At 34.5% G+C, this 15,189-nt stretch carries 13 protein-coding genes and 4 pseudogenes; 7 read left to right on the top strand and 10 right to left on the bottom strand.

Annotation, left to right across the window (positions count from 1 at the left end; genetic code table 11):
• Positions 1-17: 17 nt before the first annotated feature.
• Together MKY00_RS12380 and MKY00_RS12375 are read right to left on the bottom strand one after the other, a co-directional pair.
• On the bottom strand, positions 18-1,301 hold the full coding sequence (locus MKY00_RS12380) for a PTS sugar transporter subunit IIC (RefSeq protein WP_001032281.1): 1,284 nt from the start codon (positions 1,299-1,301) through the stop codon (positions 18-20).
• An 11-nt stretch (positions 1,302-1,312) separates the two neighbouring features.
• Positions 1,313-1,618 carry a PTS sugar transporter subunit IIB gene (locus MKY00_RS12375; protein ID WP_000865887.1) on the bottom strand — a complete coding sequence of 102 codons (306 nt, stop codon included), beginning with the start codon at positions 1,616-1,618 and terminating at the stop codon, positions 1,313-1,315.
• A 227-nt stretch (positions 1,619-1,845) separates the two neighbouring features.
• Here MKY00_RS12375 and MKY00_RS12370 point away from each other — a divergent pair, with 227 nt between their 5' ends.
• The gene (locus tag MKY00_RS12370) at positions 1,846-3,405 is read left to right on the top strand and encodes a glycoside hydrolase family 10 protein (RefSeq protein WP_016717501.1); all 1,560 of its coding nucleotides are present in this window, start codon (positions 1,846-1,848) and stop codon (positions 3,403-3,405) included.
• Positions 3,406-3,472: 67 nt separating this feature from the next.
• On the opposite strand, the gene MKY00_RS12365 is transcribed toward MKY00_RS12370, so the two are convergent.
• From MKY00_RS12365 to MKY00_RS12350, 4 genes are all read right to left on the bottom strand, one after another.
• Positions 3,473-4,390: a hypothetical protein gene (locus tag MKY00_RS12365; RefSeq protein ID WP_229147457.1), complete on the bottom strand. Its 918-nt coding sequence runs from the start codon at positions 4,388-4,390 to the stop codon at positions 3,473-3,475.
• A 267-nt stretch (positions 4,391-4,657) separates the two neighbouring features.
• The gene (locus MKY00_RS12360) at positions 4,658-5,491 is read right to left on the bottom strand and encodes a DUF3974 domain-containing protein (RefSeq protein WP_016717498.1); all 834 of its coding nucleotides are present in this window, start codon (positions 5,489-5,491) and stop codon (positions 4,658-4,660) included.
• Between the two features lie 24 nt (positions 5,492-5,515).
• Positions 5,516-6,628: a toxic anion resistance protein gene (locus MKY00_RS12355; RefSeq protein ID WP_000137402.1), complete on the bottom strand. Its 1,113-nt coding sequence runs from the start codon at positions 6,626-6,628 to the stop codon at positions 5,516-5,518.
• Positions 6,629-6,941: 313 nt separating this feature from the next.
• Positions 6,942-7,535 (bottom strand): O-methyltransferase, encoded by a 594-nt coding sequence (locus tag MKY00_RS12350; RefSeq protein WP_029141122.1) that lies wholly within the window; start codon positions 7,533-7,535, stop codon positions 6,942-6,944.
• Positions 7,536-7,838: 303 nt separating this feature from the next.
• On the opposite strand from MKY00_RS12350, the gene MKY00_RS12345 reads away from it, so the two are divergent.
• From MKY00_RS12345 to MKY00_RS12335, 3 genes and pseudogenes are all read left to right on the top strand, one after another.
• Complete coding sequence (locus MKY00_RS12345) at positions 7,839-7,997, top strand: hypothetical protein (RefSeq protein ID WP_001100983.1); 159 nt, start codon at positions 7,839-7,841, stop codon at positions 7,995-7,997.
• 80 nt (positions 7,998-8,077) lie between these two features.
• Positions 8,078-8,386 (top strand): annotated as a pseudogene (locus tag MKY00_RS12340) (TGS domain-containing protein); the annotation flags it as partial.
• A gap of 180 nt (positions 8,387-8,566) precedes the next feature.
• A complete protein-coding gene (locus MKY00_RS12335; protein WP_016717495.1) occupies positions 8,567-9,199 on the top strand; it encodes a cupin domain-containing protein in 633 nt (210 codons plus the stop codon).
• Positions 9,200-9,789: 590 nt separating this feature from the next.
• Here the strand turns inward: MKY00_RS12335 and MKY00_RS12330 are convergent.
• A pseudogene (locus MKY00_RS12330) lies at positions 9,790-11,218 on the bottom strand (exosporium glycoprotein BclB-related protein).
• 604 nt (positions 11,219-11,822) lie between these two features.
• On the opposite strand from MKY00_RS12330, the gene MKY00_RS12325 reads away from it, so the two are divergent.
• Positions 11,823-12,113, top strand: a complete 291-nt coding sequence (locus tag MKY00_RS12325; RefSeq protein WP_001121647.1) for a DUF4183 domain-containing protein — start codon at positions 11,823-11,825, stop codon at positions 12,111-12,113.
• A gap of 61 nt (positions 12,114-12,174) precedes the next feature.
• On the opposite strand, the gene MKY00_RS12320 is transcribed toward MKY00_RS12325, so the two are convergent.
• Positions 12,175-12,978 carry a DUF4183 domain-containing protein gene (locus MKY00_RS12320; RefSeq protein ID WP_341034983.1) on the bottom strand — a complete coding sequence of 268 codons (804 nt, stop codon included), beginning with the start codon at positions 12,976-12,978 and terminating at the stop codon, positions 12,175-12,177.
• A 183-nt stretch (positions 12,979-13,161) separates the two neighbouring features.
• Between MKY00_RS12320 and MKY00_RS12315 the strand changes: the two are divergent.
• Positions 13,162-13,362 (top strand): annotated as a pseudogene (locus MKY00_RS12315) (BclA C-terminal domain-containing protein); the annotation flags it as partial.
• Between the two features lie 403 nt (positions 13,363-13,765).
• Here the strand turns inward: MKY00_RS12315 and MKY00_RS12310 are convergent.
• Positions 13,766-14,380 carry a helix-turn-helix domain-containing protein gene (locus tag MKY00_RS12310; protein ID WP_141114937.1) on the bottom strand — a complete coding sequence of 205 codons (615 nt, stop codon included), beginning with the start codon at positions 14,378-14,380 and terminating at the stop codon, positions 13,766-13,768.
• Between the two features lie 57 nt (positions 14,381-14,437).
• Here MKY00_RS12310 and MKY00_RS12305 point away from each other — a divergent pair, with 57 nt between their 5' ends.
• Complete coding sequence (locus tag MKY00_RS12305) at positions 14,438-15,022, top strand: LysE family translocator (protein WP_016717491.1); 585 nt, start codon at positions 14,438-14,440, stop codon at positions 15,020-15,022.
• Positions 15,023-15,111: 89 nt separating this feature from the next.
• On the opposite strand, the pseudogene MKY00_RS30190 reads toward MKY00_RS12305, so the two are convergent.
• Positions 15,112-15,171: pseudogene (locus tag MKY00_RS30190) on the bottom strand (N-acetylmuramoyl-L-alanine amidase C-terminal domain-containing protein); the annotation flags it as partial.
• Positions 15,172-15,189: the final 18 nt, after the last annotated feature.

Genomic DNA, 15,189 nt, shown 5'->3' with positions numbered 1-15,189 from the left:
AAATTAAAGCATAAAGATTATGGATTAACAGATTCCCCTTCACCATTCTTCTCAATTTCAAGCATATTTTTGTCGTACATTTTAAAGAATGGTAAATATATAAGGAACGATATTGCTATATTTATAAAAACTAATACAATCGCACGCCAATCCCCACCTGTTGCTAAATAAGCACCAATTGGAGCAGGTAATGTCCACGGTGGCATAATATGCGTTGGTGTTACAAATCCCATTGCAGTTGCAGAATATGCAACAGTTGCCGTTACAAGTGGTGTAATGATAAATGGGATAATTAAAATTGGATTTAGTACAATCGGTAATCCGAATATGACTGGCTCATTTATATTAAAAATCCCCGGAACAATACAAGTTCTTGATAATGCTTTCGAATATTTTGATCGACCAAATACAATCATAGCTAATACAAGCCCTAATGTCGCACCAGAACCACCAATCCATATAAACCATTGATATAACGGCTCTGGTGAAATAAATGGCAATTGATCTGCTCCACTAGCAACAGCTTCTCCATTTTTCCCTAGGTATACTTCCCATAATGGCCGAGCAACAGTTCCAACAACCGACACACCATGGATTCCGAATGACCAAAAAAACGTAATTAAAAACACTGGAATCATTACACCAAAGTAACTATCCCCAGCTTTTACTAATGGTGCTGCTAATTTATCAACAACATGGTGTAAATCAATGCTAAAAACGACAGTTACTAGACTCATTATAATAATAACGAATGCAGCAGGTATAAGTGCTTCAAATGAACGCGACACAGATGGCGGTACTTGTTCTGGCATTTTAATCATTACATTTTTCTTCTTACAAAACCTTAAAATCTCTACGGATAAAATAGAAACAATCATCGTCACGAATAATCCATGACCTCCGAGATTTGTCATCGGAAGCATAAATCCTTTTTTATCAATTAATTCAGGAGTTAATGTTAATAGCAGTGAACATACTGCAAGCTGTGCTCCTGATAAAGCATCTAGTTTATAACTTTTCGCCAAATTATATCCTATTCCAAATGCTATATATAAAGACATAATAAACATAGTTAACCGATATGGTATTAATATACTTGTTTGATTCTTTAATGCCCAAACGGATATGAAGCTATCTTTCGGTAATGGTGGAAATGCTACGATTAAAAAGAAACTTCCTACGATGATAAACGGTAATGCTGAAATAACTCCATCACGGATTGCTTGTAAATGTCTCTGTTCAGAAAGTCTTGCCATCGGTCCAGATAAGTTTTTATCAAGAAACGTGACAAACTTATTCATAACGGTTCCCCCTAACGAATTAAATCATTTACAGTCTTTAATAAAGTCGGTCCACCAAGAGGCGTATATGCTTGCGGCGGTATAATACCGCACGGGATAGATTCCTCTTCTGCGAATTTTTTAACAGAATCAAATCGATGTCTAACTTGAGGTGCAACCATTACAACGTCCCAGCCATTCTTTACTTCTTCCTCTACCTCATTTGTTCCAATCGCATGCACTTCCATGTTCATACCCTTTTTCTCCGCCTCTTTTTTTAAAGCGTTTACAACAATTGCACTGGACATTCCTCCAGAACAAACGAACAAAACCTTCATTTATGAATCCTCCTATACTTATAATTTACTACCCTTCAAATGAAAGGAAGTTTCACTTTACTAACAAGCATATGAAGAAGTAAAAGAATTTAGTTATACTGAAAGTAAATTTCATTAAAAATATTTTTCCTATTAAATTAATGTTTCAATATACAATTTTCTCTATTGCAAGGCCAACCTTGCCTCGTATATTATCTTAGATAATCATATGATAGGGAGGCGTATACATGATCGTTAAACGTTTATTTATGATATGTTGCATCGTCATCTTGTTCATCCCTTTCTCTTTCATTTCCCCTCACTTTACTTATGCTGAAGTAACTACTACGTACAAAAAACACGAATTACGTGCTGTATGGATTGCATCTGTTCTTAATATTGATTGGCCCTCAAAAACTGGTTTACCAATTGAAAATCAAAAACAAGAATTTATTAAATTATTAGACGATGTAAAAAACACTGGTATGAATGCAGTCATTGTACAAATAAAACCAACTGCTGATGCCTTTTATCCTTCCAATTACGGCCCTTGGTCTGAATATATTACCGGTACACAAGGAAAAGATCCCGGATACGACCCACTAGCATTTATGATTGAAGAAGCACATAAAAGAAATATAGAATTCCACGCATGGATTAATCCATACCGAATAACGATGAATCACACTGATATAAATCGATTATCAAATAATCACCCTGCAAGACAGCACCCGGATTGGGTTGTACCTTATGGCGGAAAATTATATTACAACCCCGGTATTCCAGAAGTAAAAAAGTTTATAACTGAAGGTGCTTTAGAAATCGTACAAAATTACGATGTTGATGCATTACATATGGATGATTATTTTTATCCATATAAAGTGGCGGGTGAACAATTCCCCGATCAAAAAACGTACGAATTATATAATAACGGTAGATTTACAAATATAGAAGATTGGCGACGTGACAATGTAAATGAACTTGTAAGAGATTTAAATACTGCTATTAAACAAGAAAAGTCATATGTGAAATTTGGCATTAGCCCATTTGGCGTATGGCGAAATATAGCTGATGATCCGACTGGCTCTAACACAACTGCCGGCCAAAGAAACTTTGATGATCTTTATGCTGATACACGTGAGTGGATACAAAAAGGTTACATTGACTACATCACACCGCAAATATATTGGAATATAGGTTTCACTCCTGCTGCGTATGACATATTAGTAGATTGGTGGGTAAAAGAAACAAATAATAAACCGATCCACCTATACATTGGTCAGGCAGCCTATAAAATTAATAATAATTCTGTCCCCGCTTGGTCTGATCCTGAAGAATATCCAAGACAGATTGCATTAAACCGGCTATTCCCTCAAATTAAAGGTAGTATGCATTTTAGCTTAAAAGACATTAATAATAATCCACTTGGAGTGAAAGATAGACTCTCAAAAGACATATATAAACATCCTGCATTAGTCCCACCTATGCCTTGGCTTGATCATGAACCACCAAAACAACCTACTTTAAAAGGTGCCATTCCAAGAGATGAAGGGGTTGCTGTAGGTATCATTGATAATAGAGAGAATGATTCTGCTTATTACGCTATTTACCGCGTGAATGGAAAAAGTGAAGTGAATATAGAAAATCCGAAAAATTTACTTACTACTGTAAGAAAGACAAAGCCTGGAGAAATTTATGTAGATAAAACGGCTATTCCTGGAGAAACATATACGTATGTAGTAACTGCGGTTGATCGATTGCATAATGAAAGTGTTGCTTCTAGTAAGGCCATTGTAAAAGCAAAATAGTATACAACAAAAAACTACCTATTCATAAAAGAATAGGTAGTTTTCATACTATCATTTAAATACTAAACTACATAATTTCTTTTAATAAAGTGTTAGCACTTTTAAGTATTTCTCCGCCATCATTCATTAAATTCGTAGCTTTTTGCATTTTATTTGTGTTTCCTTCATCTAAAGCTTCTGGAGTTAATTTCGCAGATTGATTAAATTTCTCTAAAGCCTGCATATATAAACTATTAACTTCTTTAAATTTATCAGGCACCTGAACATTTGGTGGATTTTCAGTTACATCTTGTAACATGATTAAGCTAGCAGCTAATTTAATCGTCCATTCTTCATTCCCGATCTTATCATTAATTAATAGATTCCCCGTCTGATTTAAAGAATCTGTAAGCTTTTTACTATGAGTAGCATATGCTGATCTATAATTTGATTCCAACACTTTTTGTTGTGTTTCTGCCTTGCGTGCCTCCGCTTCAGCTTTCTTTTTCACTTCCTCTTCTTGCTTACGTTGCTCTTCTTCTGCCTTTTTCTTTGCTTCCTCTGCTTTTAACCTATCTGTTTCTTCCTTTTGTTTAATCTTCTTTTCTTCCTCTGCTTTTTCGGCTGCTTCTTTTTCAGCTTTTTCTTTTTCCTTTGCCTCAACTGCTAATTTTTTCTCTTGTTCTTTTTTCGTCTTTTCAGCATTTTTTTCTTCTTCTAGTTTTTCTTTTTCCGATTTCTTTTCCTCTTCTTTTTTAGCTGCTAATTGCTTCTTTTCTTCTGCTTTCTTATCCATTTCAGCTTGTTGTTCCGCAGTTATTGGATAAAAGATATGACTTAAGGTTAATGAAACTATAAATACCGATAAACATGAACCAAAAATAATAGCAAATTTTTTCAAGCGTGAACGATATTTCTTTATAACTAACGTCCCTATCATCCCAATAAAAAACACTATTGCTCCAATTAAAGCAATCATCCCAATAAACATTAACAAAGTATCCACTATTTAAATATACTCCTCTACCTATGTATTTCATAAGATCCAAACTAGTTATCTATACATGTTTTTTGGATATTTTTATATAAAAACACTTGCTTTTGGAATCTTACATTTTCAACATTTGTCAGTATAGCAATAATAAAAGCTTTTTACTTACTTATTAATACTTCAACTAATTCCGCAATTTCTGATTAAACTATAATTTTTATCAAAATAAAAAGAGATCCCTCAAAAAAGCTATATTTATCAGCTTTTTTAAGGAAATCTCTCTTACTTATTTTTAAACTTCTCAGTCGCTGCTCTCATCTTCACATTCAAATCGTGATCAATCGAGTCACGAATATCTCGCTCTACTTCTTCCATTTCTTTTTGGAAATTTTGCAAGTAGATTTTTAACTCTTCTTCTTTTTCTGGTCGTTGTGAAGGTGGTAATTGTACGACTAACGATAGCATCGCCGTTAAATCTTTCATTAAGAACGTTTCAAGTTTATGTTGCTGTTCAAACATACGCTGCTCTTGATAATATGGCAAAGCATTTAATACTGAAATTGTAATATCATCAACCGTTCGTTGTAATGAAGGATTTATTGAGCGTTTATATGCTTGAATTGTATTTAATGCATCTGGATATCGATCATAAAAATACAATTTATAAAACGATAAATCTGTCGGTTTTACTGTTTGCTGCGTTTCTTGTCTTAAAAAATCTTTTACTTTCATCGCTGCTACATCAATATCTTCATTAGTAAGCTTTTTCGTCGTTTTTGCCATTACATGTACTTTTTTCTGTTTTTCTTTCGGTAACATTGAGAATACTTGTTCTCTCGTACGTTGACCCGATGCACAGAAAAGCGTGTTTAATATATGTTGTTCTTTTTTTCCTTCAGTACGAATCCAGCGATAAAAGAGTGGATGTTGTGTAAATTCTTGTAGAAACGGTAATGATTTATTCGATAACTTATCTAAAGAATCGTGTGCTCTTTTATATGGCTTCGTCCACGAAAAATACAGTTTACGTCCGAAATATACAACTAAAACAACGACAGTAAATGCGATTAAAAACAATGTACCGAGTAGTAATAATACAGTTTGAATGAAACTCATTTTTTCACCTCCTCTAAAAGTCTGCTATTTTCTTGGGCGCTGAATGAGTTTTTGTTTCATTTCATCATTAAATGTGTCTAGTTCAATAACAAACTTCTTACTTGACTCGATAATACGTTCTGACGATTTCTCAGAAGCTTCAATTGCAGCGAATACGTTTTGGAATGACTCGCGTAATTTGTCCATGCTAATTGCAGGATTTTCAAGAAGTTTTGTTGTTTCTTCTGTATTTTGTTTTAATGCCTGAGAATTACTTAATACCATAGACTCAATTGCTTCATTTGTTGCATTCACTGCATCAATTGTTTTACGTTGATTTGTTAATGCTAACTGGATAGCAGCAGAAACTGTTACAACGTTTTGCGTCATCGTAATTGCATTACGAATTGCTTCTGTTAACTTTTCATTATTTTTCTTAATAATGTCTACAGATGCAATGGATTGTAATAACACACTTTTCGCTTGCTGCATATTGCGCGTACGCACTAAAATCTTTTCTAATGCATCATTAATTAATGGAATATCCCTTTGACGTTCTGGATTTTGTTTCTCAGCTTCCAGCATGCCAGCAAGTTTTTTCCCTAAGTATACTTGCTTATCAAGCGCGTGAATTTTATCGTGTGATTGCTCTTTAAGCATTTCAAGACCAACTGTATCTTCTTGTAAATTATCACGACCAATTAGAAGTGATCTTATAATCTCCTCAATTTGCTTATCTATAGATTGATATTTATGCACGTATGTTTCAAGTGGGTTTTTCTTGAATACTTTAAACATAATTTTCTTCATACCACTTGCTTTTAGTGAATTTGGATCAAGCTCTGATACTACTTTGCGTAATTCTAACAATGTATTTGGAATTTCTTCATTCTTTCCATTCATCATCGCTGTGACAGGACGTTTTAATGCTGATAGCGTTTGTCCTGCTGCTTGCTGTTCTTTATCCCCTAAATCTCCTAGCTGAGACAATACTTTCGATAAATCTGTATTTTGCTCGCTATTCAACTTTTGTACATAAAGATCGGCTTCTTTGTTTAATTCATCAAGTTCTTCATCTTTTATAACTGTATCAACTACTACTTCTACATTATTATCTTTCACAATTGATACGGGTTCTTTTTTCTCGAGTTCAGTCAACAAAATCGCTCCTTTATTTATATGTGCGAATTTATGTGCACTATATTTCATCTAATATATTGTATTTCATTTGCAAACAGCCTATATAAAATCAATTTTCAAGAAATACCTGCTTATGCAGTCATTCCCTGTTTCTTACTATAAGTATACCTGTAAACAACATAATTTTCCTCAGACTTAAGACCTAGAGACCGACATGCTGAAGGCGGATTCTTCGTATGTTACGTATATAAATTACGTCCTTCCCATACTACTGCACTCAATCTTTTGACATACACCCTTTTTCAATGTGATAATTATATTACGCTAAAATCTATTTCTTCTTACGCGCTACAAATGCACCATTTTGAAATGCCAATAATACTGTTTCAAACATTTCATCTTCTTCAATCATTTTTATAAACTCAACTAATTCACTCGCATGAGAAGTAGCATTATCGACAACAAGAAGACCTTTTGGTTGTAAAATGCGTTTTATATGCTCCAGCCACCACATGTATTGCGTACGCTCTGAATCTAGGAAAATAAAATCAAATGAATGATCTAGTTGTGAATCTAAAAATGCCCCTGCTTCTTGATTGTGAACATCAATCCTTTGTAAAAGATTTGCCTTTTCAAAATTGGCAAGTGCCTCTCCCACTCGTTCTGAAGAAAGTTCTACAGTTGTTACATTTCCATTTGTTTCTTCTACTGCATTAGCTAACCACAATGTAGAATAACCATTAGAAGTTCCAATTTCCAAAATATTTTTTGCACTACACCCTTTTACTAAAATTGATAAAAATTGCCCCATCTCACGAGAAATATTCCGTAATTTTTCTTCCCGTGTTTTTTTATTTCGATCATGCTCTTCTCCATATTGTTCAAGTTGAAATAATAATGAATCTAACGTATCCATTCTTTTCATCGCCTTTCCACAGCAATATGATGAAAAAGCTCTCGTTGCCCGTCTACTTTCATTATATGCGAAACGAAAACCTTTTTCTCGTTATATGATAAAGATTTGAAATTTTTTATAGCATATTGTTTCGTTTTTTGGTAAAGTTAATTTCTACGTGCAATTATTCCATTCATACTATTTTTAATTCAATTGCAGTTGTTAAATCATATAACCCTCATTTAAATGAATCGGTATTTCAAATTCAATTAAGCGCCCTTTCCGGACGCATTTTCTTTTGTTTATATATTTTTAGAAGAAAGGATGCTTATAATGAACGTGATTAGCTTAGATGCCGCTCGAAAGCGAAAGCAGCATAAAAAATTAATGATTACTATACCGATTATTTCACGTATTTATGAAGAAGACGGGGAAATTAAATTTGAGGTAGCTGGCGAAAAAGACGTACCTCTTGAAATGTTAGAGAAATAATGAAAAAGACGCACTTCTAAAGAAATGCGTCTTTTTTTATACTATTATATTTAAGCGTATAAGTTTTTCCGGATTAACCATCATATAAAATAATGAATGATACAATTGTGAATAACAGTTTATTAACTACAGATCCAATTGCGTTCCAAAATCTAGTATCGTATGAACTATTTGAAAATACCCTAACGGCTTATACTTCAGATTTACACCCTATTTATTTACCAGATGGTGCTACAATTATTGATTTTACTTTCTCTGCATTTCCAAACATTGCACATAACATGAAAAAAGCGAAATAAATGGTATACCTGTTCCACTTAAAAAAGGTATCTCATTTTGATGTCATAGAAATCCATTTTGATTTAAAACAAAACTTGGTATTAGAGTGACCCAATTATGCCAATACCGCTAAAGCACAATTAATTATTCAGCAAAAAATATCTTAAATAACCCATATTTCGTATGGAATAGGCAAATTTATTATGATACCAACAACTGCACATAACAAACACTAGACACATATCCTAATTTTGTAACCTTACTTACTAATAGAAAGGCGGGTAATACAAATGACCTCTAATATCGATTACACTTCCCCCTCAACTAACTTCACTCATGATTTAAATAGAAGTAATTTTTTTCAGAAAGATGCTCAAAATTATATAAACGTACTTGGCGTGAATCAATTAAATACGTTAGAAAATACTTCTTTATTAGATATCTATTTAAGTACAGGAAATGTTGTAGAGCCGCACATACATCAAAATGCAGCTGAACTTGTTTACTGTATTTCAGGATCTGCTGTTGTTTCTTTACTGAATCCTTTTACAAATCAAATATTAAACTTACCGATAAAACCAGGGCAAGTTGCCAACATTCCAAAAGCTTGGTGGCATTATGAAATTGCGACAGCAGATGGTACCCATTTATTAGCTATTTTCGACGCCCCAACGCCAGAAGTTATTTTTGGTTCTGATATTTTACGATTAACTCCTGCTAATATAATGGCTCATACTTACTGTCTCGATGAACAACAATGGAAACAAGCGGTATCCCCTATTCAATCCACTACAGTAATTGGCCCTCCAGCAAATTGTAATAAAAACCGCGGAACGACAAACCCTGCAACTCAACCTCCTAATCTACAACAAGATTTATATTACCAAGATTCATACTATTTCCCTCTTTACTGGGGATATTAATTTATATCATTAATAGACAATGATTTATCTCCTCGGAAAATACGTAGGAGATTTTTTTATTGTATACCCATTCCTCTTTATTATCGTAACAATTAATAGAATAGCTACATATAATAGTTATATATTTAATTGGAGGTGATAGTACTATGAGTAATTATAACTATCGAAAAAACTACTCTCATAATAAAAATAGTAGTTCATCAGCATCCTCTCAATCCTCAAATTCTCAATCTTCCAATTCCCAATCACAAAGAGACTTAGCCGAGCAAGGCTATGTAAAGAAAAAAGGATGTAACTGTAATAAAAACAAATAGTTTATTTGGGCAATGAAATTTCATCACTCACAATAAACCGTTTACTCCCCTAGTATATAGTTTATTGAAAGGCTGAATTCTATTTTTAATAGAGTTCAGCCTTTATTATGTATGTGGAATATTGCAAGCTCGTTAACTTATTTCATAAATTATAAATCATATTTTTTCAATTGATTTATTACCTATTCCCCGCAAAAAAATATAGCCCTTCCTAATAGAATTAGGAAGGGCCATATACAAATGTCAGTTCAAATTTCAAACAGACATTGTTACAAGTTAGACGATATTAATACCTGCACTTACAAATCCAGCTACTGCTGCTACTGGACTTGCTGCCGTTAATGAAACATATAGTAGTATTTTATCTCCAGCAGCTACTGGAATAGCTTCCGGTACAATACCTGATGCTGTGTCAAAAATAGCGATTGTAGCAAATGCTGGCGTTAATAATAGAGGTGCTCCTTGAACTGTAAACGTATTACTTGCTGCAGGTGCAATTAATATTTGCATCTGTACTTGAACAGGTGCTAATGGAGCTAATGCAGCTGTTGCACTAAAGAAACCTGCTAACGACGTAATAGTTCCTGCACGTGGTGCTACAAATGCATAATCACCTACACCTAATGCTAATGTGATATCAGTTCCACCTGTTAATGCTGCGCCAGGTTGACTAAATCCAAATCCAAGGAGGGTTCCTGTATTAGCTACTGCCGCGTTAACTAGCGCAGCTGGTGTTGTACCTGAAGCGAATGGAATAATAGCTCCGCCACCTGTTGCACCAGTTGAACCTGTTGCTCCTGTCGGGCCTGTTGCTCCCGTTGGGCCTGTTGCTCCTGTCGGGCCTGTTGCTCCCGTTGGACCTGTTGCTCCTGCTAGACCTGTGTCTCCCGTTGGACCTGTTGGGCCTGTCGGGCCTGTTGCTCCTGTCGGGCCTGTTGCTCCTGTTGCTCCTGTTGCTCCTGTTGCTCCTGTTGCTCCTGTTGCTCCCGTTGCTCCTGCTAGACCTGTGTCTCCCGTTGGACCTGTTGGGCCTGCTTGCTCCTGTTGCTCCTGTTGGACCTGTTGCTCCCGTTGCTCCTGCTAGACCTGTGTCTCCCGTTGGACCTGTTGGGCCTGCTGCTCCCGTTGCTCCTGTTGGGCCTGTTGCTCCCGTTGCTCCTGTTGCTCCTGTTGCTCCTGTTGCTCCTCCTCCAGTCCCTGCTGGACCCGTTGCTCCTGTCGCTCCTGTTGCTCCTGTTGGACCTGTTGCCCCTCCTCCTGGAGTAGCCCCAATTAATTGAGTTAATAAATTTAATAGAAGTTGTAAACTTGCAGGATCAATAATTAAAGAGAAGAAGAATGGTGCAAGAGCACTGTAGAATTGTTGTAATAAAGATTGTAATTCACTTAAATTTGGATTAGGAGATTGTAGTAAATTAATGATACTTTGAATTAATTGTTTTAAATAATTACCTTCTGGAGATGGTGCTAATCCATTTAGTAAATTTAATAGTTGAGTAAACAAATTGAGTAAATTTAATCTGTTTGCATCACTTGGATTTGCAAAAAACGCTGCAATAGCCGATATTAAAGAATTTAGTAAAGTGATTAACTGTCCTAATTGAGTGCTAGTAATTGGAACAGTTTGTGGATTGTTACAACATTCTGGAGTGAAAACAATCGGATTATTGCAGTTGTTATGACCAAAACAATCATTATGTTTCATTTATTTCCTCCTTACTTGTCTTATAGTTGAGTGTTCTCCTATTATAAGTACAATAAAATTATGCAAAGATTTCATTTACTTAAAATAGGAAACATGAAATATAATTAAACTAAAAAACGCTATTTAATTATGTTCATGACTCACATATTAATTATATGTTTTTAATAATTGACTGCTTAGATTAAACACCTAAACTTAAGAGTTTATTTTATTTTTCCACGTTTACCTCTTAGGTCCAAAAGCACATTTTAATCTAAATATAAAAACTAAACATTAGCATGTAACCACCAAGTAACAATGCCACCTTTTCAGATAAAGTTAAACTTTAATCAGTGGGGGTTTTGTTCATCCCCACTGATTATCCGCCCTCACCAATCGGGCTTTTACGGGCAGTTGATCCCCCACCTAACTTCTTTTCTTCACCTGAATTTTGAGATGGGTCTTACTGCCCGTTAATGCGGGATAAATAACAACAATACCTTTACTAAAATTGTGTTCCTTCTATTATCATGAAGCCGTTTCTATTATCAAAAACTTTCATACAATATATTGGACAAGTTATCCCATACTTTGTTCAAAAAATAATTTAGGGAGTGAAAATTAATTGCCAATTATTCAACCATTTATGGCATCCAGAAGATTCACATCTACACTAGGAGCTGGAACCGGAACTGGTGCAGCTTTTGCAATTGCTGCTACAGCTTGTTTAAACGATGCTGGTACTACTGCAACTGCTTTTCCGACTTTTACGTATTATAACTTATATGTAAACGGCATTCTTCAACCTAGTGTGAACTCCAGTGTTACTACTGGACCTACTGGTGCTATTACAATTCCTGGCGGAGATGCATTAGACGGCGGAATTCCAATTACAATCGAATTTATCGTCACTTAGTTTTAACTACTTTAATGTAGAGCAAAAAGACAGATCCCTTTTATTTAAGAATCTGTCTTTTTTAATTAATAATGATAAATTGTAAAATAATTGAAGAACCTTGTGATGGTGGTTGATTATCTAATAAAGTTAGCTGACCAGTACTAACCTGATATAATGGTTGTGGTTGAAGTATTCCATTAATAAACAGATTAATGTACGAAACCTCATCAGGGGATAATATGTGAGTTGTACCATATTGAGCTAGCCCATCTGAATCTGTATATATAAGTTTTTCTCCATCTGAAAAAGTGTAAAATAATAAATTAGTTGTTGTTATGGGGCCAATAACTCCAGGTGGACCTGTGTCTCCCGTTACTCCCGTTGCTCCTGTTGCCCCTGTTATGCCTGTTATGCCTGTTGCTCCTGTTGCTCCTGTTACTCCCGTTACTCCTGTTGCTCCTGTTGCCCCTGTTACTCCTGTTACTCCTGTTGCTCCTGTTGCTCCTGTTGCTCCTGTTGCTCCTGTTGCTCCTGTTGCTCCCGTTACTCCTGTTGCTCCTGTTACTCCTGTTACTCCCGTTACTCCTGTTGCTCCTGTTGCTCCTGTTGCTCCTGTTGCTCCTGTTACTCCTGTTGCTCCTGTTACTCCCGTTACTCCTGTTACTCCCGTTACTCCTGTTGCTCCTGTTGCTCCTGTTGCTCCTGTTGCTCCTGTTGCTCCTGTTGCCCCTGTTACTCCCGTTACTCCTGTTACTCCCGTTACTCCTGTTGCTCCTGTTGCTCCTGTTGGAATATAAATTGGCGGAAGAACCGGAAAAGTAGGTCCAATATTCTCTGGTCTTACCATCCCTTTATTCAAAGATAATTTTTCATTACTGTTCAATTTACTACCTCATTCCACATTTTGTTTACTGATTAACAAAATAAAACCTCTATCATTTTAGTACAATTCCATAACTACTTTTTCATACTCAAATGATTTTACACAAAGTAAACTTTTTATCGTTACTATAACTAGTAGTATTAATATAATAAAATGATAGTTCCATTCCAAAATACTAAATCGCTACTATTAAACTCTTCGACTCCACTTTCCGGATCTATCTTTTCACCCGCAATATCAACTTCAAATTATAATAATAATTTAATAATCAATTTAATTGCTGGTAATACAATTTCACTTCAACTATTTGGCGTATTATCCATAGTTAATTTAGTTTGGGGTGGTTTAACAGGTGCCTCTTTAACAATTATACGAATCGATTAAAAAATGATTCGTTCTTTTTTATAATAATCATTCTTAAATGCTAAAATAGTAACTGTTACATCATTCCTTAAGCTTATATATTAATAACTTCACGACAGTGATTTTGCAATAAGAAACACTTTGTACTATATTCATAGTACAAAGTATCTATACTAAATTTTCCGTATATACATTATCAATTTACACTGCTCTCTGCCAATGTTACATTAAAGGTGAAGGTAGTTTCTCAAATGCGAACCATCTCAATACGTATATGAGAAACAAACTCCAATCCTATACGCGAGAGCAATACTATGTTGACACTCAAACGAGTGTCCTTTTTTATGAATTTCAAAAATAAAACCATCTTTTATAGATGGTTTATCAACGCACTTTTCTTTATATTCTTCATGCAATAGTAAATTTATATAACCGAATAATATATGGTCATACTTAACCTAGTTAGCGTTCTTCCGAAATTATGATAAGAGTGTGGTCTATCCGCCTTAAAGCGAATTGAATCCCCACTATTTAATTTATATTGACAATCATTTATTTCAATTGTCAATTCCCCTTCAAACACCGTTATAAATTCTTCAGTCCCTTCTTTATGACCTTCCGAATTTAATTTTCCTTCTGTTTCAATTTCAACCGTATAGATTTCAAAGTTCCTATCATCTTGAAAAGGAAACGAAGGATACACTTTATATCTTCCATTGTCTTCTGATAATACTTGAACATCATTTCGTAAAACAACTTTCGTATCTGATTGCGGATTATTGATTAAAGAAGTAAAAGACACTTTCAAACCATTCGCAATTTTCCATATCGTTGTTAATGTTGGACTTGATTCTCCACGTTCAATTTGTCCAATCATTGTTTTACTCACCCCTGTTAATTGGGAAGCCTTTTCTAAACTTAATTTTTCTTTTTCTCGAATTGTTTTTAAATTTTTCGCCAGAATAAGTTGAATTTCTTCCATAAGAAACACTCCTACACTATATACAATATAACGACCGTTATGTATAATAAAAAGCACACGTTATATTGTTCTTTTCAGTCATTATAACATACAAAATAATTAGGGGGTTTTGAAATGCCTATATTTTCTTTTTTGTTATTTGTTTTTATAAGTAGCTTCACACCCGGACCTAACAATTTTTTAGCTATGACATACGCTAATCAACATGGTTTAAAAAGGAGTATGCCATTTTGCTTCGGAGTAGCTTTCGGTTTTTTCATCCTAACTTCCTTATGTAGTTTCTTTAATATTGTACTAATTAAAATCCTACCCATAATCGAATTTCCTTTAAAAATCTTAGGTGTAGCATATATGCTATATTTAGCTCTTAAAATACTCACAAGTAAAACTAGCACAAATCCCGATGAAAAATATAATAAAAATTTATTTACAGTTGGGATTTTCCTTCAGTTTATTAACCCTAAAGGAATACTATTCGGACTAACTGTAGTATCAATTTTTATTCTTCCTTACTACAATTCATATTCAAGTTATCTACTTTTTTCATTATTTCTAGGTGTAGTTGGATTAATGAGCACATTTAGTTGGACATTATTCGGTTCCATGTTTCAAAAACTTTTGTTGAAGCATACTAAATCATTTAACATCATTATGGCCGTTTTATTAGTTTTCAGTGCGCTTTCCATTATAACCAATTAAATTTCCTTTATTAAAAAAAGAGGATTACTCAATAAAAGTATCCTCTTTTTTAGGCCGAGTGATTTTTCTGTTTCACTAAAATAAAATCTTTACTTAACTTCATACCACCAGCCTCTACGCTCAAGGTAATCCGTCATTCCTTTAAGTTGCGGCCTCTACTTTTTATC

Source organism: Bacillus sp. FSL R9-9834, from assembly GCF_038006905.1.
GTDB lineage: Bacteria > Bacillota > Bacilli > Bacillales > Bacillaceae_G > Bacillus_A > Bacillus_A pacificus.
This window is presented reverse-complemented; position numbering and strand designations above follow the sequence as displayed.

Coding starts and splice junctions, on each gene's coding strand:
- MKY00_RS12305 (WP_016717491.1), top strand. CDS start 14,438: ATGCCTATATTTTCTTTTTTGTTATTTGTTTTTATAAGTAGCTTCACA.
- MKY00_RS12370 (WP_016717501.1), top strand. CDS start 1,846: ATGATCGTTAAACGTTTATTTATGATATGTTGCATCGTCATCTTGTTC.
- MKY00_RS12380 (WP_001032281.1), bottom strand. CDS start 1,301: ATGAATAAGTTTGTCACGTTTCTTGATAAAAACTTATCTGGACCGATG.
- MKY00_RS12335 (WP_016717495.1), top strand. CDS start 8,567: ATGACCTCTAATATCGATTACACTTCCCCCTCAACTAACTTCACTCAT.
- MKY00_RS12345 (WP_001100983.1), top strand. CDS start 7,839: ATGAACGTGATTAGCTTAGATGCCGCTCGAAAGCGAAAGCAGCATAAA.
- MKY00_RS12350 (WP_029141122.1), bottom strand. CDS start 7,535: ATGAAAAGAATGGATACGTTAGATTCATTATTATTTCAACTTGAACAA.
- MKY00_RS12375 (WP_000865887.1), bottom strand. CDS start 1,618: ATGAAGGTTTTGTTCGTTTGTTCTGGAGGAATGTCCAGTGCAATTGTT.
- MKY00_RS12360 (WP_016717498.1), bottom strand. CDS start 5,491: ATGAGTTTCATTCAAACTGTATTATTACTACTCGGTACATTGTTTTTA.